At 48.5% G+C, this 19,092-nt stretch carries 14 protein-coding genes; 2 read left to right on the top strand and 12 right to left on the bottom strand.

Annotated features, from left to right (window positions below):
- Positions 1 to 163: 163 nt before the first annotated feature.
- From GPK90_RS15850 to GPK90_RS15810, 9 genes are all read right to left on the bottom strand, one after another.
- Positions 164 to 628 (bottom strand): very short patch repair endonuclease, encoded by a 465-nt coding sequence (locus tag GPK90_RS15850; RefSeq protein ID WP_215703420.1) that lies wholly within the window; start codon positions 626 to 628, stop codon positions 164 to 166.
- A gap of 15 nt (positions 629 to 643) precedes the next feature.
- Positions 644 to 2,341, bottom strand: a complete 1,698-nt coding sequence (locus GPK90_RS15845) for an ATP-binding domain-containing protein (protein ID WP_215703419.1) — start codon at positions 2,339 to 2,341, stop codon at positions 644 to 646.
- Position 2,342: 1 nt separating this feature from the next.
- The gene (gene drmB, locus GPK90_RS15840; protein WP_215703418.1) at positions 2,343 to 4,694 is read right to left on the bottom strand and encodes a DUF1998 domain-containing protein; all 2,352 of its coding nucleotides are present in this window, start codon (positions 4,692 to 4,694) and stop codon (positions 2,343 to 2,345) included.
- Positions 4,684 to 8,367 (bottom strand): helicase-related protein, encoded by a 3,684-nt coding sequence (locus GPK90_RS15835; protein WP_215703417.1) that lies wholly within the window; start codon positions 8,365 to 8,367, stop codon positions 4,684 to 4,686. Before GPK90_RS15835 ends, drmB begins: the two co-directional genes overlap by 11 nt.
- 2 nt (positions 8,368 to 8,369) lie before the next feature.
- A complete protein-coding gene (locus tag GPK90_RS15830; RefSeq protein ID WP_215703416.1) occupies positions 8,370 to 10,964 on the bottom strand; it encodes a DrmE family protein in 2,595 nt (864 codons plus the stop codon).
- A gap of 20 nt (positions 10,965 to 10,984) precedes the next feature.
- Entirely contained in the window at positions 10,985 to 12,397 is a 1,413-nt protein-coding gene (gene dcm, locus GPK90_RS15825) for a DNA (cytosine-5-)-methyltransferase (protein WP_215703415.1), read from the bottom strand.
- Positions 12,398 to 12,738: 341 nt separating this feature from the next.
- The gene (locus tag GPK90_RS15820; RefSeq protein ID WP_346011280.1) at positions 12,739 to 13,596 is read right to left on the bottom strand and encodes an NgoMIV family type II restriction endonuclease; all 858 of its coding nucleotides are present in this window, start codon (positions 13,594 to 13,596) and stop codon (positions 12,739 to 12,741) included.
- Positions 13,577 to 14,524 (bottom strand): DNA cytosine methyltransferase, encoded by a 948-nt coding sequence (locus tag GPK90_RS15815; RefSeq protein WP_215703414.1) that lies wholly within the window; start codon positions 14,522 to 14,524, stop codon positions 13,577 to 13,579. Before GPK90_RS15815 ends, GPK90_RS15820 begins: the two co-directional genes overlap by 20 nt.
- A 180-nt stretch (positions 14,525 to 14,704) precedes the next feature.
- Positions 14,705 to 14,908: a helix-turn-helix domain-containing protein gene (locus GPK90_RS15810; RefSeq protein WP_215703413.1), complete on the bottom strand. Its 204-nt coding sequence runs from the start codon at positions 14,906 to 14,908 to the stop codon at positions 14,705 to 14,707.
- A gap of 104 nt (positions 14,909 to 15,012) precedes the next feature.
- On the opposite strand from GPK90_RS15810, the gene GPK90_RS15805 reads away from it, so the two are divergent.
- Both GPK90_RS15805 and GPK90_RS15800 read left to right on the top strand, forming a co-directional pair.
- The gene (locus GPK90_RS15805) at positions 15,013 to 15,420 is read left to right on the top strand and encodes a hypothetical protein (RefSeq protein ID WP_215703412.1); all 408 of its coding nucleotides are present in this window, start codon (positions 15,013 to 15,015) and stop codon (positions 15,418 to 15,420) included.
- 269 nt (positions 15,421 to 15,689) lie between these two features.
- Positions 15,690 to 16,748: an HNH endonuclease gene (locus tag GPK90_RS15800; protein WP_215703411.1), complete on the top strand. Its 1,059-nt coding sequence runs from the start codon at positions 15,690 to 15,692 to the stop codon at positions 16,746 to 16,748.
- A gap of 246 nt (positions 16,749 to 16,994) precedes the next feature.
- On the opposite strand, the gene GPK90_RS15795 is transcribed toward GPK90_RS15800, so the two are convergent.
- The 3 genes from GPK90_RS15795 to GPK90_RS15785 are packed head-to-tail and all read right to left on the bottom strand — an operon-like array spanning position 16,995 to position 19,026.
- Positions 16,995 to 17,543, bottom strand: a complete 549-nt coding sequence (locus GPK90_RS15795) for an RNA 2'-phosphotransferase (protein ID WP_215703410.1) — start codon at positions 17,541 to 17,543, stop codon at positions 16,995 to 16,997.
- 28 nt (positions 17,544 to 17,571) lie between these two features.
- Positions 17,572 to 18,165, bottom strand: coding sequence for a hypothetical protein (locus GPK90_RS15790; protein WP_215703409.1), 594 nt, complete (start codon positions 18,163 to 18,165; stop codon positions 17,572 to 17,574).
- Positions 18,166 to 18,189: 24 nt separating this feature from the next.
- Complete coding sequence (locus GPK90_RS15785; RefSeq protein ID WP_215703408.1) at positions 18,190 to 19,026, bottom strand: TIGR02452 family protein; 837 nt, start codon at positions 19,024 to 19,026, stop codon at positions 18,190 to 18,192.
- Between the last annotated feature and the right edge of the window lie 66 nt (positions 19,027 to 19,092).

Raw genomic sequence — 19,092 nt, 5'->3', positions numbered from 1 at the left:
ATCTATTATTTAGGGGCTTGGAGATTGACATTATTCTTTATCACGGACACAAAATGTATTATAATGGGGTTAACCCAAAGATTGGTATGTCAGGCTGCCATGCAGCTTCAAAAAACGAGCGCAGATACAGCACCTGCGCTCGTTTGATTTTTCTGCATTTTTCTTATAACGTTTCCATATCATCTCCAACGGAGTTTCTTTCCACCATCATGTTATCGAATATCGTTTCCTCTATCACTTTCAGACATTCATCCGGCTTCTTCATGATATCATTACCCCAAAACCGGATAACCGTCCATCCGCGGAACAGCAACGCCTTGTTCACTTCGTCATCCCGCTCCATGTTTCTTGCAATCTTTTTCACCCAGAACGGTCCGTTGTTTCCGCGCTCCAGCTGAGGTTTCAGCACCTCCCAGTCCTTTCCGTGAAAGAATTCGCTGTCGCAGAAAATCGCAATTTTATACTTCGTCAGAACAATGTCCGGCTTTCCGGGCAGTTCCGCCCAGTTTTTCCTGTATCCGTATCCGTGCTCTCTCAAAACTTTCCGCAGGACAAGTTCAATCTTTGTGTCTTTTGCATGGATCCGGCGCATGTTTTCACTTCTCTGCTCGCTTACCGGCTTCGGCATGACCGCTCACTCTCCTTAATGATGCACCAGTGCCGTGCATTTCAGCATGGATGCCAGATCCCTCATGGGTCTGCGCCCAGCACCGGATCCTTCCGTCCGTTCCAATGCGTTTCGGCATGATTCATTGTCCATGACGGTCATAATCTCCAGCCGAATGCGCGCCCTGGATGCTCCAACGTAAAACAGCATGGCATCATCAGTCACGGTCCGTTCCGTGAAATCAACCAGAATGACCGCATCCGCTTCAAGCCCTTTGAATTTTCTGCAGCTCATGAATCGGCATTCCCCGTAAACGCCGTCTTTTACGGCTCCGCTTACAATGCTGTCCGTTTCCGTTGACAGGGTCAGAATCACGATGTCATCGATTCCGTCCCTGCGCAGTCCGCCAATCACATCATCCAAGGCATTGAAATATGTTTCCTCACTGCAGAAATGAATGCACGGGATTTTACCCGTAATGCCGCGAAGAACTTCCGCTCTTCCGCATTCTGGCAAAAGACTCATCGCCGTCCGGTATATGTTTTCCGTGTTCCTGCAGTTTTTATGCAGGGTAAGGCGGCATTCCGCGTTCCGTATGAAACCCGGAATCTGATCCGACTGCACCGCCTGGAGCCTGTCGTAAAACACGTAACAGGATGATTTCGAATTCGGGTCGGCCAGCACGGCATCATGCAGCAGCTGAAGCAGTTTTACATTTTCCATCGCGTCCCGGCCGAAGTCCTGCCCCTCGTCCACGATGACATGATCATACGGGAAACTGTCGAATGCGGCAAAGTCCTTCAGCTTCCTTTCCGCCCTGCCGTAATCCGAAACGGAAACGCCGCAGAGCCTACACACGTAACCGTCCAGGGTCATGAAATCAATAAGCGGATTTGCATAATGAAGCGCGAGGAATTTTTTCAGTTCCGAATTGTAGCAGAGGAAAAGAACCCTTTCTCCGTCCGCGGCATGACGCACGGCTTTTTCAACGGCTATCATGGTCTTTCCCGTTCCCGCGGCGCCGTTTACGACCGCGCTTTTCTGTTCCGTGAGGAAATTCAGGATTCCGCTCTGTTCATCAAGCATTCGGTGAAACACGGCGTGTTTCAGATCAACGTCAAATCCTGGCGGCGGAAATATGTTGAATTTCGGGCAGAGAATCTCGCGGACAAGGGCACGGAAATCCCCGTCCGAAATATCGGTGACAATCCCGGCAGGAACTTCCAACGAAAACAGGCGTTCAATGCATGTCCATGCATCGGAAAGCGCCTCGCTGCCCAGCACGATCTTTCTGTCCGCTTCCGGCGGCATGACAATCTCATCGATCCGTTCATCGGAAAGGGACGGAAACCACACTCCGTGCAGAAATTTGATTCTTTCCGTAAGAAAGCCGAGCCGACTGTTTCCAATCAGCTCCATCAGTTTCCATTTGTTGGCCGCGGCCTGCCGGAACGGACCTCCCGAACGCATCGGCGTTCCGTTTCCGTACATCCATCGGCCGTCGCGAAAGGAAACGGCTCCCGCCTTCGCTTCCAGGCACAGAATTCCTCTTTTCCTGTCGAAAATGATAAAATCGGTCTCGCTTTCATTCAGAATCCCGTCCTTCACGTCCGTGAGCCGGAAGGAATGAAAAACCATGCAGAAATCCGGCAGGTTCTTCAACGCTTCAAACATCACGTCTTCAAGGCTTCCGGTCTGAAACGGATTCGGTATTTCCGGAATCATTACGGCCATGTCATCTCATCTCCCTGATTATCCTCTGATTGTTTTCGCTTTGCCCGTCAGGCCCGTAAATGCATTTTACGCCGTTGTCCGCGGCGATTTTCATGGCTTTTTCCTGACCGGAAGCAAAATACATGATTTCCGAATCCTGCCAGTAATAATCGCATTCCCAGGTACAGGAGTTCCCGGACACGCTGAATTTCACGTCCCGAAGCGGCATCCGTTTCCCGGCGAGTGCGCCGCTGCTTTTCAGCCATTCGGCAAATGCGCGTTCCCCGTCGGTTTCCGAAAACTGCGAAATATCAGAAATCACGCTTTCCGGGCTTTCTCCGCTCATGTCCGTACCCGCGGTGACGACCACGCGTCCCGTCGGCCGTTCCGTTTCCGTCGTTTTCTCTTTCAGAGACTCCAGATCACGTTTCCACCCGCCGGTTCCGTACAGCTGTTCATGGAAAAAGCCGAGTTTTTTATTGTCATACGTCCCGACGGCCACTCCGCGATCCAGAAAAACATTGAACTCCTCACAGCAGGTTTCCGGAAGGAGACAGCAGGAATAACATGCCGCAAGGTTCAGGGAATCCCTTCCCTGACCGTTGCTGAGAGAGCATACCGGATCATTGGAGCAGATGACGGCCGATTCGATTGCTTTTCTGTATATGCGGGGGAATGTGTCGTACCTTCCCTGGCGCACAAGACCTCCGAGCGTCCCTTCCGAATCCCCGCTTGCCGTGTAAATCAGGATTCCGGCCATTTCCTTGCCCTCCGCCGCTTCACCGCAGTAGATTCTTTCCTTCAGCGAGGAAATGTTGTATCCGCATTCAAAGCTCAGCTGTTTGATCAGCAGATGCGAAACGGTATGCAGAAGAAGGAATTTCCCGGAAATCTTCCTTTCGTGCTGGCTGCCGATGAAGGATTTGTCATAGTTTTCCTGGAGCATCTTTACGCGCTTTTCCAGCGTTCCGTTCCCGCTTCTCCACCTGTTGATCGCATCCTCGTCAAATTCAATGAAAATGCCTTCACCGTACACGTTGTAACCCGGATACCAGTCATCTTCCGTTTTTTTGACGGAAACAAAACCGGAGTTCGAACTTCCATCCCCTATCATGGATGCGGAAAAGGGGCTGATTCTTGAGAATCCGAGCATTACCTGCACCTCGCGGATTTTTTCAATCAGGGAAATGTTCTTCACAAACGGAATGTCGTATTTTTTTATGTCGGTTCCGACGCGCTTAAAATCATCGTAATCCGTTCCCGTGACGGAGGCGCGACCGGAAAGGGCGTCAAATTCCGCCGCCCTGTATTCGATGCTGCCCGTGTCATAATTGATCTCCTCACCCGAAGACATCCGTCTGCTCAGGATTTCGCGCACCTGGTCACGTCTGCATCCGATGTTATCCGCAATTTTTCCCGCATATTCGTCAATCTTGCCCTGTATGAATACATTTGTCTGTTCTTCCGACAGGTTCATGCTGACCTTCATTTCCATGGCTGTTTTTATCGCATTCCGAAAATCTTCATAAAGGGTACTGTCCTCAATTCGGCTGTTGATGATGTCCGAAAACGGCGGAATGACAAGGGAACTTGCCGTTACCGGGAAATACACGGAAGAACTTCCCCTCTGCAGCACCTTCGGATAGCACGGGCAGACATCCGTCTGGTTTTTCCACGGATGCCTTCCTTCGCACATGAAATCGTACCTGTTTTCCGTTTTCTCGTCCAACTGCTCAAATATCCCGTCATTGAAAGCATCCTTCAAGGTGGCCGATGCATTGCACGCGGTGCACTTCAGGCTGAGACCTTCCAGGCCTTCCGAAGCGACCGGGCTTGTTGTAAACGTAAGCTGCGGATTCGCGCAGACCGGTTTCGGGCCGCCGAAACTCTTTGCGTGTGTCCATTTCACCCACGGAAAATCGTTGATGTGCCCCCGCGCGCATACCGTGACGATTCTCGCCACGACAAGTTCGACGCGATCCTTCGGGCAGTAAAGCCTGCGGCTCATGTTTCTGTTGTTTGTCTTTTCCTGTTCCTTTGCATTTTTATTAAACTCGGCAATCCATTTTGAAAGGGGCTGGAAGCGACGGCATTTCGGACAGAAATACCATTCCGGGAACCGGGCATATGCGATTCCGTCCCGGTTTTTGCCGCCCGCGGGCATTCCGAAATACCGCACTCCCAGTGATTTTTCCAGTCGTTCATCATGAATGCGAATGATCTGATCATTCCAGTATTCGGGTGCCGCGGTCATGAGCGTCTGGGAGGGAAAATCGACCATTGCCCCGACGCCGTACTGCAGCACCGCCTGGGACGCACGCACCGAATGCGATGTCGCGTTCAGTCTGATTTTTTCAATATTTTTATCTGCCATCCTGATCATCATCCTCCTTCCACTCGATGATGGAGCCCGGCACCATCACGTCAACGTTTCGCATGGATGTCATGGTTTCGAATGCCGGATCCTCCCGAAATGTTCCGAACGCTTTCAGCAGGCGTTCCCCCGAAGCATCCGGATTCTTCACCATGAACTTTCTACCGTAACAGAAGATTTCTTTCGCATCCTGTGCCAAATCATCCCACTTTTCAAGAATATCCTCCATTTCCTTTTTAAGATCGGCGGAGTCATCCTCCATGTAAGGGTTGATGCGCCGATTGACGTCAATGCAGCGATTTACCATGTATCCGCCGATCTCCTCAATCGTCTTTTTCCGGTCTTCCAAACGGAATTTTATCGCATCATTTTCACCGGATAACTCTCCCACCGAAAGTCTTATGTAGGCGATCAGGACCGCATGAAGCGCCCTTTTTCTTGCCGGTGCCGAGAATGGAGTGGCTCCCGTCGGTTCGACGTGACGGTAGAAGGATTCGTGGTACGGTCTGAACTGTTCATAGTGGGATCTGTCGCGGCTCTTTCCTCCGTCATACATGGTGAACGCCACGCCCGGATACTCACGCCCGACACGGCTTGATGCTTGGATGTATTCACTGGTAAGTTTCGGCTGTCCCACCAGAAGCATCACGTTCAGCCGCGCCACGTCAATGCCGACGGAAATCATGTTCGTTGCCAGCAGAACATTACACGGATAAGTTTTACTGTTGTTTGTCGAATATTTATTCTTTTCCAGTTTATCCAGAGTCTGATTCAGCTGGGTGGTGGAGACACGGCTGGTCAGTTCATCCGCGGTTCCGATTTTTCTTACTTCCGCGTTTGATTTCAGACGGTAGCACATTCTCTTCATGAAGTCCTTGACGTCATCATCCACCATGGTCGCCGCCTTGCCGAGATCCTTCAGGCTGTTGTAATAAGCCGTGAGCGTCCACAGCTTGTCCCTTACCTCGTCACTGACATCCATGTCCTTCGCCTTCTGCAGCATCACGGCCATGGAGCGGATCTCCATCATTGCCTTGGTCTTGCCGGACGGCATGAGTCCCACGTATTTTCTGCCGAAACTTTCCTTTTCGTAATCAATCTTCTTTTCCCTTGCGAAGAAGGAATCCTCCGCGTCCAGCGCCGGATGCGGGAACTGGCTGACATCCCGGTCGTAAAGAGCGGCGCACTGCTCAACCGCCCGTCGTATCGTCGCCGTTGACGCCACGATTTTGGTCACGTTTCCTTTTCTGCGGCACAGCGCATCCACCGCGCTTTCATACAGACCGACCATGGTTCCGAGCGGTCCGGAGATCAGATGAAGCTCATCCTGTATGATAAGCTCCGGTGCCCGGTTTTCGGAATTAAGCGCAAAGAAGTTCCCGATCCGGTTCTCCCAAGGAAGCATTGCGAATTTGTCCACCGTTCCGAAAAGGAGCGTCGGCGGTTCATTGTACAGTTCCTCATCCACCACCTGAACCGGCAGCCTGTTCCCGAATGGACATGCCTGTCTCGTGCAGTAAAGGGCAAAGTGATTTCCTCCGTACATCTTGTAACCGAAAGTGCCGCGGATCTTTTTATCTTCGCCTCTTTCCTGCGTCATGCGGGTTCCGCACCAAGGGCACTTTAATACCTGAAATTTGTTGTATTTGTCCTGATTATAAACCCCTGTTCCCCGCAATTTTTCCAGATTCTTTTTCGCTCCGTCATCGGTATTCGGCGTATGTTCCCCTCCGATCCACAGTCCTATGGTGATCGGAGTAGTTCCGAGTGCATAACGTCTGTACCTGGATTTCCTTGATTCGCAGTCCTTTCGGATGAACTCACAGGCACAGATAAGCGTCGAAGCTCTTGTGAACTGCTGCGCCGCAAGAAGCCTGAGCGTATAGCGCATGATGACTGTCGTTCCCCCGCCCTGTGCGGGATGACGGAAACGACGGTAAAAAATGGTCATTGCGGTAAGACCAAGGTAAGCTTCCGTTTTTCCGCCGCCGGTCGGGAACCAGATCAGATCCACCAGGGAACGGTCGGCGCTGTCATCATCGGTCACCGAAGCGACATCCAGAAGCATGAACGCAAGCTGGAACGGTCTCCACGCGTACCGATCTTTTGGAAAAGTTTTATCCGCCGTGCCGTAATCAATGTCCTTCAGGACGTTCGACAGATCCTTTTCATCCGGGTATGATGCCGGATAATCCCTTTGAATCGCAAGCTGGACACGCTGCATGAACATGGCGCGGTTGGCAAGCTGGAAGGCATCCCATGCCATGTCGTCTTTTTCAAGGATATGGATTCCGTTTCTCATGCGTTCGCACGCTTCCAGGCAGCCCTTCAGGTTCCGGTCTGCCGCCTTTGCCAAACGCGGTTCCAGCGCATGCGAACGTACAACCAGATCATCGATCCATGCGGAATACGCATCGACCAGACTTTCCAGGTCGCGGATTTTCTCGCTCTTTTCCGTATCGTTCAGATCGGAAAGATATTTCATGGACAGTGTCCGGTCGCTGACCCCGCAATCATCCGGAAGTGTAAAGTCCATGGACGGCACTTCAAATTCCGGGAAAAAGTCGTTCCGTATGAATCCTTTCCCGTTTTCATCAATCTTCCAGTTGACCGCAGTTCCGAGACCGGTTCCGTACACATGCTTGTTCCTGTACTGGAGTTCAAGAGACTGCTCTTCCTCATCAAGGAGATCGAAATTCACGGCTCCTGAATATTTTTCAAACGAAAACTCATTATTCTCCGAATCCACCCGAAGCTCCGGCTGAAAAATACAGTTGCTGCTCTGCGGCCGTCCCGTTTTGGCATTGACCGCCATGATTGTCAGGGCCGTGGTTCCGTTTTCCATTTTTCTTCTGAGCGCCGTAATTTCCACAAGGTCATGATCCGCAATGCACGTTTCATTCGCGTAGTCCCCGTCACCGAACACGATTTCGTAATTATTCAGTTCACGCGGTTCCCTGACGAAACCGTTCTGAAGCTGATCGGCGAGTTTGTACAGATTATCGATGAGCTGATCCTCATCCGTATCCAGCAGATCCCTCTCCTTCAGCTGACGGACCGTTTTCCGGTTGATTCCGTTGATCAGTCTCAGGGTCTTTTCTTCCTTATCATATCTGACGTAGCGGTCAAATTCTTCCGGGACGGTCCATTCTCCCGCTTTTGCCGGTATAAACGGAATCCTGCAGTCCTCCATGCGGGCATCCCTGTACGTGCCGTATTTTAAGGATATTCTGACACGGTCGGTGTTTCCTCTGACAAAAAACGTGATTCCGAAAGAGGACGGCATGTTCTGGGCGGCCAGACTGACTTCCTCATCCAGATTATCCTCCGAATCCGGGTCATCATCGGCCTCATCGGCTGTCTTTTTGTCCTTTTCCTTTATCGTCATGTCCTTTCCTACATAATCGGAATCATCGAATGCAACCGTTTCGGCCTGTTCCGCGTCTCCCTTTTCGTCTTCCGGGACGGCGCGATCCACGTCGTTTCCGTCCGCCTGCATTTTATTTTCCTTCGGGAAAAGAATTCCGATGGAATATCGTTTTTCCGGAACGGTCGTGATCAGTTCATGTTCCGCGTCCGGGACGGACACTTCCGATCCCGGTCCGAGAAGTTCCGCCTTTACCAGGGCAATGAACTCATCCCTCGCCTTAATCATTTCAGACTTGTTTTCCATGTTTACAATCCCCCGTCAAGATCCAGAGGCCGGTTTGTCATATAGGCCGGTACCGATCTCTCATCTTTTATTATTGTTTCTATCCTGAGAACTGCCGCAAGCGTTCCGAGCCGTTCACGAATCTCGGGCGGAATCATTCCCTCGGGTGCCTTCTGCCCTTCCAGAAATTTAATGATTGCTGCCCCCAGTTCCTTCAGAATGTCTTTTCGCAATCTTCTGATTCTTTTGCATGCTTCAAAATACTCGGCCGCATGATCGAACATATCCCAATCGTTCGTCAAATAAGCAATCTGCTCCAGTGATTCCACCGACTGCGGAGCCACGGTATGTGCATCCTCATCAATCCAGTTCATCACGGTGTTTTTCTGAACCCGTACACCGTTTCCTTTCATTTCATCCGCAATTTTCTTCGGCGAATGCCCGGTTTTTTCCATGTGTTCCAGCAGATCATTTTTCCATCTGCGGGACATCTCATAATCCCTCATGTTTCCTTCGCTTATCCGGTTACCGTCGATCAGTTCCTTTAAAATGTAATCGACGATATCCCGAGTGTATTCATCACGGTTAAGGAATATCATCCGGTCACCGGCTTTCAGATCATCCGCCTTTTTCTTTTCGGCTTCGCCCTTTTCATCATTCAGAACATACGCTTCGTAATGCTTTGAAAGCATGGCTCCTTCCCCGTCCTCAAAGCGGACAAGCACGGAAACATCCACGGGAGGAACCGTGCTGCTCTCTCCTTCCCGCCGCAGGGCCGCATCGAACTTTTTCGTGACGACTTCTTCCGTGTAGGACGCAATTTCCTCATCCACGTTCTCGATTTCATCCACGTCCGTGACGGAAACATTCTCTTCGATTTCATCATCACCGTCATCAGCCGTACACTGGTGTTCGTTAAACAACCGCTCCGTCACGCGGCTCCGCTTCTCCCTCGCGCGGAACATGACGGCTTCCGCCTCGTACAGAAGTACCGTGATTTCCGCGGATGACATGCACCGGAAGATGTCAAAATGTTTTCCGAGCAGATTTCCGACAACCAGAATGCGGTCGTATGCACGGGTTCCGTCAAAACGGGCCATCGTCACGATTTCAACACCGGATTTCTCCGGATCAAGTTCGGGCAGTACGTAATTCCATATGATGTCGGCATAATAGGCTTTCGGAACCACTATGGCAATTCCGTGCCCGTAATTTTCGTCAATGTATTCCCGCAGGAACCTGCGTTTGGGCGAATCATCATATCCCGCATAGTATGCGGTTTCCAGGGAGTCCGCGATTTTTCCCGCGGCTTCCGCCAGATTGACAGGCAGCTCCTTCAGTTTCTTTTCCAGTTCTTCCAGCCGGATATGCGGCTGTCCCACTTCCCTGCGGATTTTTCCTTCCTTTACGGCATCCTCCATTTCCCTGACGGAAAACGGCGCCGTCATGAACAGGTTCATGAGAGAATATGCATTGGGAATTATGTACGCCCTTTCATCCTCGTCCAGTTCATCCATTCTGACATATCCGACGGCTTTTTTGAAATCCCGGTATGCCTTCCAGTCCGTTTCGCCGTGCAGAATCACCTTATGAATCTCACGGTCCATCACCGCATCCGCCTGCCGCTGCAGCTCAACGGTAAAATCATTTCCGTTTACCGGAGGCAGGGTATTCTCCAGAAGGAAATCCTTCGTGCAGGCAAACACTCCCGCTTCCCCGTATTCCTTTATCAGTTCTTCCGCACAGGACAGATCCATGCCGCCGGACACGACCGAAAAACCGACGGATTCCCTGGTCATGACCTGCCCAAGTTCCGTGATTCCTCTTTCAATCAGGCCGTTCCCGCAGACAAACATTCCGAGATATTCGTTTCCGTCCGATTCCCATGTCATATCCAGACCGACGGATATTTTTGACGCGAATTTTATCATCGCTTCGTTTTTCCCGGCATTGCCGCCGTACGGATACTCGTTTCCTTCCGTAAAATACGATGCGGTCACCAGATCCTGAATCCGTATTTTCAGGTTTCCCGTCTGCAGAACCAGACCGTCCATACAGCGGTTTGCCCGCTGACGATCCATGACAATGATGACGGAAGCATCCGTCACGGAAGGGACATCCTTTTTATCGCATTCAAGCAAGGCCGACAGAAATTCTTCCCGATCGCGGTTTCCGCTTCGGATTCCGCGCCCGTCATAACGCTCCGACTGACCGTAATACGGCGTGATGCGCGCCCAGCTTTTTCTTCCTATTCTTGTCGTGCCGCCTCCGCAGCGGATGCTTACCCGTTCCACACCGTCCTCGTCCGTATTCAGGCCGATAAATTCCGCTCTTTTACGGTCATAAAGGACCTTGTCTCCCGGTCTGAGGTTTCTGATGATGGACTCAACATCCGTTTCATTCCCTGCTATGACGGCCAGAGCCGCCCATGCAACCGAGATCGCGTCAAAACACGGAGAAGCCAGATGCAGCACAATGCTTCCGTTGTTTTCCGCCTTACCGGCCTCACCGGTCAAAAATTCCATAAAGGATCGCAGGAGCAGCTCTCCGGAAATGAGCCGATCTTCAAAATAAACGTCGCATTTTTTCATGATCTTTTTCAGGCTTTCAACATCCATCGAACTTCCCCCTTTCACCGTTACATTTCAGCCGAAAATTTCTTCTTTTCCGCTCTCAGTTTGTAACCGCCACTGTCAAATTCCACACATTTTGCACGTTCCAGTCTGTGCAGATAACTATAGGCTGTAACATTGGACTGCCCGAGCGCCGCTCCTATGTCCTCCGCGCGGAAACCGTTGCTCAGTCCGATTTCCGAAACGAGCCGACAGCATTTTTCAACCGTCTTCGGCTTCTCATTCTTCAGCAGTTTCCGAATATCGTTCTGCACCTTGAGCAGTGCCCCGGGAATTTTATAACATTCCCTCTCCTCTTCCGAAAATTCCGCTTCCATCCGTGTCACACAGTTTTTTATGAACAGTGCCATTTCCTCAATGAGCGGTATCGAAACGGAATTACCGAACTGCTTGAATTTCTGCTGATTCGACATTTTTTCCGGGAACGAAAAAGTCTCATTCCCGTTCTTATCAAGAAACGCATAGCCGATGAATCCCTGAAGGCGTCCCCACTCTTCCGGAGTCATGGTTCTGATGCATTTTTCATTTATGGGAGTCTTCTTCCCCGGCACGTTCCTTCCGGCAATGTCGCGGCCGTTGACCGGATCATAAATCAGATTTCTTTCCTTACCGGAACCTCCAGTCGCAAGAATGGTATGTGCAAGCGGTCTGGTCATGGAAGCGTCATTGACGATCCGATAACCGAACCCGTTTCCGTTGCTTTTCTGTCTGGCCCTGTGCTTTTCCAGTGTTTCCAGGAGACCAGATGAAAGGAAAAATCTTTCCGAAACCTCGGTGTCCAGAATATCCAGAACCGAGTGGAATATTTCTTTCCGTCCCTCGGTCGGAGTTTCCTTCGGCAAAACATCCAGATGTTTCCCGAAATAATCCCTGCTGAATGCCACCATGTACACTCTCGGCCTGTTCTGCGGGAGTCCGAAATTCTTCGTGTTCCTTATGAAGGACTTTTTGTCATACTTCAGTTCGCCTTTTTCATCCCTTTCCACGCCGATGACATGGTAGTTCAGTTCATTCTCCAAGGTATTTATGATGATCTTAAAAGTCTGTCCCTTGTCATGGCTTACCAGATTCTCCACGTTTTCCAGGAATACGACCTTCGGCATCGTACGGTCAATGATTTCCGCTATGTCGAAAAATATGGTTCCCTTCGTGACATCCCGGAATCCCTTTCTGAGACCGACTTTGCTGAATGCCTGACACGGGAAACCAGCAAGCAGCACGTCATATTCCGTCCGCGTCACCAGCTCCTTGAATGCCTCATCCGTCACATCGTGTCTGGGATCATCACCGAACAGATGCTGGTACGTCCTGCACGCATATTCATCTTTTTCCGCAGAAAGCACGTTCTCGAAGTCTCCGGCCAGTTCAAATCCCCTCCTGATTCCTCCGATTCCGCAGCACAAATCAATTGTTTTCATGATCCCGTTCCCTCATTCTCCTCTTTTTTCGGGCTTCTTAATCCAAACCGATTCCGCGGTTTTATCCGGCCCGTTTCATTCACATAAAAAATATTATATTTCCTTTAAGTATATCACAGAATCCGCTTAAAACCGTCATGTATTTCGCAATCTTAGCTGAAATTTTCCATATTTTGCATTTTTATACAAAATATCCGTTTCACACCGCACTGACGGATGAATGTGACGGGATTTTTCCACGCGGATTCTCAATATAATTATGGAATGAAAACATGAATTATCAGTTTTGGGGCAAAAAAAAGAAGGACAAGGATTTCTCCCTGTCCCGAATATTCTTTGCTCTATACGGATAAGTCCAGCGGTAAATCGCTGATGTCCTTCAGTCTCTTTCCTTCTATCAATGCGTTCAGCATCTCAATGGAATCTTCAGCCCCGGTATCTTTTACGGCTTTCACCAGTTCATACAGTGCAAAATGGTACATGCAGTCAATGTCACCGGTTCCCAATGCCAATGAGGCAAGTCTGCTCGGCAGCGGCTCCCCGGTTACCACCACGATATGGGGCAGATGTCCCTTTCTGTTTCGGATCAGATTCAAGGCTTCCGTTCTGCTGTTCTGGGCACGGTCGCTTCTCATTGTCCATTTGGCTGAAATGGAAGCATGCAGAATTGGCAGTCCTCCGTTTTTTGCCCTGATATCCGTCTGCAGAGCAACCGAATCATCAACAATCACGACCTGACTGTTCAGTTCTTCGTCCGTAAGCGGTTCACGGTACACAACCACATCTGGCGCGACCATGTAATCGTTTCCCATGCTTGCGGCCAGCTTTGAATCAACAGCCAAAAGCTGTGACAGATAATCCAAATGCTCATACTGACAGAAACTGCTTGTTTTTATCGCATTTCGGTTTCCCAGTTTCACGATGTGCCATTTTCCCGGACGGACATTCTGAAGTTTCGGGAATGTCGCCGCCAGGAATTCCATGTTTATCTGCTCAAACTTGGCTCCCGAAGTCTGTCCCAGGGCTTTTTCATGTACCTCAGCCATCAGCTGATCCGCGATTCCCTTTGCAATCTCCTTCGACAGTCTGGATGAAGAATCCGCATTGCTCGGAATTCCGTTTTTGTCAACCGTCAGAACGCCGCCGTCAAGTAGCATACGATGATAGTGTTTTCTTTCCTCAGTCAGTAACGCTTCCACCTTCCAATACCCTCCTTATCTCTTCTCCGACCGCCTGAGCCACCGGCGGCGGGAATGCATTTCCGATCATGCGGCATGCGTGTGTCTTTTTGTTTCCGAAATCCCAGGTGTCCGGGAATCCCTGAATTCTCGCAATCATCCGCGGAGTGAGTCTGGGCATCCCCTCGAAATCTTTTGCGGGTGCCTCATTCGCCACGCCGAGTCCGTCAACACCGAGTGCTTCCCATGCCTTTCTTGCCCTGACCGGTCCCAGATCCGGACCTCCGTGCTTCTTGGAACCGCCCACAATTGTCGGGGCAATGCTGTTTGCTTCCTTGGCCCATTTTGCGGCACCCTGCCAGCCGTTTGTTTTCATAAGATCCAGCAGTGTTTCTCCGACTGTTTTGGCATTTTCCGGATGTTCCTCCGGGTAATGGAATTCCCCGTTTTCATCGTTTCTGATTCCGACAATGATGACTCTCGGACGGAGCTGCGGCACACCGTAATCACTGGCATTCAGTAACTTTATCTGCACCCTGTATTCCAGATCCGCAATCCGCTGCAGGATGGATGTTCTGTATTCGGTAAACTTCGGATCAAGCAGTCCGCGGACATTTTCAAGCATAACGGCACGCGGCTGAATTTCACCGATCAGTCGAATTGCTTCCGGGAACAGGTCACGCTCATCCTCGCTTCCCAGCTGTTTCCCTGCCTGGGAAAAAGGCGGACACGGAACTCCGCCGGCCAACAGATCTATTTTCCCCCGATAGGGGATTCCGGAAAACTCACGGACATCCTTACAGATCACATTCCATTCCGGACGGTTTCGCTTCAAGGCGGCACAATAGTCCGCTTCATATTCCACCAATGCCACATGAACGAACCCGGCCATTGCAAGCCCCAGCGCCTGTCCTCCGGCACCGGCACATATTTCCAAACTTGTAAGCATATATCAGTAACCTCATCCTTATGTATTTCTCTTTACGTGAGTTACAATTATATCATACGGCAATACTTTTATCCAGTCGTTTCGGTTTATATTCGCAACCGTATCAAGAAATCGGCTTTATAATGAAAAATCAGCACGCCGAAGAATTCCCGGTATGCTGATTCTGTTTGTCTTCATTCATTATTTCTGCTCCGTGAACCGAATCACGTCATTCGGAGTACAATCCAAATAGGTGCAAATACGTTCCAATGTAATCAACGTAATGTTCATATTTTTCTTCAAACGATCAAGCGTATGATTGTCGAGGATCTTATCCTGCAGCATCATATATTGTGTTATTCCACGCTTGCGCATTGTGTCCCACAACGGGCTGTAATCAACCATGATAAGTCCTCCTCCTGCGAACAATCATAGCTGATTTTTGTGCAAATCAATATTGTGCATATATCCACAATGTGTTATGCTGTTCAGACAGGAGGTATAAATATATGCAGGAATTTGATTTTACAAAGAGGGATGGAGCCAACGAGTTATCTGAGATGGCCGAGCAGCTTTCACTTAAAGAAGCCGCTGCCGCCATTGCGGCAATTCATGCAACAAGAGATGAAAAGAAAAATACTGAGGCGGAAGACTTCAAAAATTGGTTTGATGCAGCCTTTCTTCCGATTCTAAAGGATTTTGCCGCCCTTACCAGATCCAAACTGACAATACAGCAGGATTCATTTCATGATATTACCGCTACTTTGACCAGCCGATGTGGTTTTGATATCACAACAAACCAAAAACGGATGCACATGGTCGTGTCCGCGGCCGATCACATTTCAGTGAATAAGTGGTCTGACTCTGATCAGGTAGAATTCACGCTTATCTTTGGTCTGCCGGAAGTTGAAAAATAAAAAGCCGGTTTCTTAATTATAAATTCTGCTATACACAATAGAGCTAATGTAAGAATGCAAAATTTCTGCATTAGCTCTGTTTCTATGATATAATGTTTGAAACAAATATGTCGAAATTTGAAATACGTTAAATCAGACTTGTATGGATAGCTCAAGAATGATTGAGCATATTGCAATATTTATAATGTAACTTCACTTAAAACCATTATGACATATTGTAAAAACTTCCCTAATGTGAGGAAGCAATTTTTTCTTTGGGAGAATTTATAATGATTGATTACAGTAAATGGGATGAATACTATGATGGTGGATTTGCCGACGAAGAACCCGTAAATAATTTTAATGAAGAGTATGATGAACGATCAGAATTAGAAAAATTGGAATATGGCGGGCAAAAAACCAATGTGACAGCAAAACAAATCATGCAGGAAACAGGAACGACAGCCATATCCGAAAAGTTCTTATATCGAAATGGAGTCGTCATTATTTTACTTGATTATTCAAAAGGTATTTTTGATAGATGGAAAAATGGAAAAATATTGCATTGTCTCGGAGATCGAACGTATACCACCCGCCAAAATACAAATGACCTATCTATAATTGATAAGACGCTTTTTAATGCAGATTCTATTGATAAGATTATAGTTCGTGCGTTTTGGAAGGATGAAACTAAAAATTATAGACTTGTCAATGGTTTATTGGTATTAAGTAAAGAGAAACCTTATCCTATAGAGGAAAATGGAAAATACAGATGGGTCTTCCCTTTATCTCTAATGTCAAAATACAATTTCCAAATGCCTGAAAAATACTCATATTTCTTAGACATAAGAAGCGTAACAGAAGCAGCACTAATTAATGCAGATAAGGAGGACGGAGCCCGTCTGACGACGTTAAATAAACTTGCCCGTTTTTCCTCCAGCAAAAACGACATCCATTATAAACGAACTCCTCAAAAAAAGATTAAATACACAAGTGTACAGGAAAAAATCGAGAGGAGCAGCAAAATAGCTGAAAATGCGCTGATTCTTGCCGATTTTAAATGTGAAATAAATAATGACCACTTTACCTTCATCAGAAAAAATCAAAATGTGCCATATACAGAGGCACATCATTTGGTTCCGTTGGCATACTCAGATTTGTTTAATTATTCCTTAGATGTTGAAGAAAATATAATTTCACTATGCAGTACATGCCATAACCAAATTCATTATGGAAAAGATTCCGAATCGCTCATAAAAAAATTATATGCGAACAGAAAAGAATTATTGAAAGAAGCAGGAATTGTATTATCAGAACAGGAACTACTGGAAATGTATAACAACTCTTAAGATGATATCCACTTTTTGCCAATAAATTCGTATCATATAAAAGGAGATTCCCTGAACACTTACATAGTGCAAGGGAATCTTTTTTACACCATATTTCCACGAATAATCGGATCTGACGAAGGGCAGCATTTTGCCCCCAAATACGGCGGCAATTTCAAAAACGGGCCAATATATTAAACGTGCAGGAAAGATAAAAAGATCATTGAAATAACGAGTGTAAATCAATGAATAAGTTTGGTGTGAAACTTAAAATTGGTTACAATGAAAACTCAAATACTGTACAGGTACTTCTTTAATCAACCATACCCCATTTACGGACAAATAAAACTGATAACCATCTTCCGCCATCTGCTTTGCATTTACCCGGTATACAACCGGCTTCCCATGACGGCTCCCGACCGTCTTGGCCGTCTCGTAATCTTTGGACATATGTACATACAGCCTGGATTTCGGAATCAATCCAATCCGATTGATTGATTCCACATACTTCTCTCCCGTTCCATGCCATAAAACATCCGGCGGGGTCTTTTGCTCCAGTTCCACATCCACTGGAATGGAATGCCCCTGGTTTGCCCGGATCAGCGTTTTATCCTCATTGAAGGAATACCGCTGCTTGGAATCAGTCCGTACAATTTCTTCCAGCATCTGCATGTCAAATGGTCTGCTCTTCGCTATCCCGGCAATCAGATCTTCCGTACGCGCCCATCCGTGTTCATCCAGTTTCATACCAATGGCTTCCGGGTGGTGCCGCAAAATAAACGCTATGAATTTTCCGGCATTGTCCTGATGTCCCATATTCTCACCTGCCCTTCCACTGTAATGCCTACTCTTTTGACTGCGCCGCCATATATCCTTTCATATAGCCGATATCATAGCCCTCTTTTCTTCCCTCTTTCAGAATCTCACGTGTCATGGTCAGCATGCTCACGCCTTCGCCTTCATCCTCATCATCGCTCAGCCATTTTTCTTCCGGCGGTACCGGGATTATCTTTCCGGCGTTTTCCGCAACCTGTTTTACCCTTGTATTCACGAACTCCGTGCGCAGTACGGCAACAATGGCATTCATCGCATCGTCCGCGCTGCTCTTTCCGCCCATATACTCCTTGTAAGCAGATGCCGCAAGATTAAACGCCGTTCTAGCGACATGTTCCTGCCACTCGTCATGCGCTGTCCAGCAATGTTCATGTTCCTCAACCTTCCGCGTCTCTTCATCTTCCTTGAATAATTTCTGGCAGTCTTTATTCCAGAATCCATAATACGCCTGCTCCTGGCCACGGTTGAATCCCGAAACGTATGCTTCTTTTCTGACTTCAGTCACCAGATCCGGGATCTGGTATCCTTTCCGTAAAAAGAACTCATCCGCAGTATAGAAGGACGCTGCTTCATTCTCTTTTCCGCCTTTTTTGATTTTCCTCATCCCGTTACCTCCTCACATTCGTATTTAACCCATCACCCGTTTAAACACCTTGAAATTCGTATCATCCCGCGGTGGGCAATAGACCGCAAATTCAATGGTTTTAAATGCGTGCAGATAATCCGCAATTACTTCTTTTGCTGCTCTTGCCACCACTTCCGGCTTATTCTGGAACGCTCCGCATCCGAAAGCACCCAGGATTACCACTTCGTCACCGTTCAGTACTGCAACATCCAGAATCCTGGTCAGCCTCTTCTTATGGATTTCCAGGAGTTCCCGGTCACTGACTTTTACCGCCCGGTCACCGTTTCCCTGGTTGAATCGGTTGCTCGGTCTCTCACGCAGGTTCGGTGCCGCGCAGGTGATCACATCCACTTCATACCAGTCTTTTTCATCCATCAGCTTCGGCCTGCCCGTATCCGTCTTGAATACGGTTACATCCGGCGTGTAAATGATATCCGCATTGTTGATCGGAATCTTCGCATTCCGATGAGGGTAATAGAATCCTTGCATCATTTCCGGTACACTCAGGCAGAAATACAGACCGGAACACCGACACAGACATTCCTCCTGTGCGCTGGATCCCCTTGTCACGCCGCCGCCCGGATTTGTGGCAGAGGCAAAGTTATGTACCGCCACCTTCTGGCCTGCATAACCTGCAGCCGCCTCGAAAGTCCGCTTTGCGGATACAACAATCTTCGCCTCATCTGCGAAACGCGCCTTATCTACGGCAGGCAGATCCACTCCTTCCGGAATCAGCTTCTGATTTTTCACTGACCGAGCAAGGGTGTCCTTAATCTTTCCGTTTGTCTCGCACAGCCTTTTGGTATTTTCAAAAATTTCCACATTCTCAACACTGCTCATATGTTTCCCATTCCTTCCTCTTCCGTTCATTCCGATACTGTCTGGAACTGTAAAAACAGCTGCGGA

The organism is Clostridium sp. MCC344, from assembly GCF_018785365.1.
Taxonomy (GTDB): domain Bacteria; phylum Bacillota; class Clostridia; order Lachnospirales; family Lachnospiraceae; genus Pilosibacter.
This window is presented reverse-complemented; position numbering and strand designations above follow the sequence as displayed.

Coding starts and splice junctions, on each gene's coding strand:
- GPK90_RS15815 (WP_215703414.1), bottom strand. CDS start 14,524: ATGCTTACAAGTTTGGAAATATGTGCCGGTGCCGGAGGACAGGCGCTG.
- GPK90_RS15835 (WP_215703417.1), bottom strand. CDS start 8,367: ATGGAAAACAAGTCTGAAATGATTAAGGCGAGGGATGAGTTCATTGCC.
- dcm (WP_215703415.1), bottom strand. CDS start 12,397: ATGAAAACAATTGATTTGTGCTGCGGAATCGGAGGAATCAGGAGGGGA.
- GPK90_RS15795 (WP_215703410.1), bottom strand. CDS start 17,543: ATGGGACATCAGGACAATGCCGGAAAATTCATAGCGTTTATTTTGCGG.
- GPK90_RS15790 (WP_215703409.1), bottom strand. CDS start 18,165: ATGAGGAAAATCAAAAAAGGCGGAAAAGAGAATGAAGCAGCGTCCTTC.
- GPK90_RS15785 (WP_215703408.1), bottom strand. CDS start 19,026: ATGAGCAGTGTTGAGAATGTGGAAATTTTTGAAAATACCAAAAGGCTG.
- GPK90_RS15845 (WP_215703419.1), bottom strand. CDS start 2,341: ATGGCCGTAATGATTCCGGAAATACCGAATCCGTTTCAGACCGGAAGC.
- drmB (WP_215703418.1), bottom strand. CDS start 4,694: ATGGCAGATAAAAATATTGAAAAAATCAGACTGAACGCGACATCGCAT.
- GPK90_RS15810 (WP_215703413.1), bottom strand. CDS start 14,908: ATGGTTGATTACAGCCCGTTGTGGGACACAATGCGCAAGCGTGGAATA.
- GPK90_RS15805 (WP_215703412.1), top strand. CDS start 15,013: ATGCAGGAATTTGATTTTACAAAGAGGGATGGAGCCAACGAGTTATCT.
- GPK90_RS15800 (WP_215703411.1), top strand. CDS start 15,690: ATGATTGATTACAGTAAATGGGATGAATACTATGATGGTGGATTTGCC.
- GPK90_RS15850 (WP_215703420.1), bottom strand. CDS start 628: ATGCCGAAGCCGGTAAGCGAGCAGAGAAGTGAAAACATGCGCCGGATC.
- GPK90_RS15830 (WP_215703416.1), bottom strand. CDS start 10,964: ATGGATGTTGAAAGCCTGAAAAAGATCATGAAAAAATGCGACGTTTAT.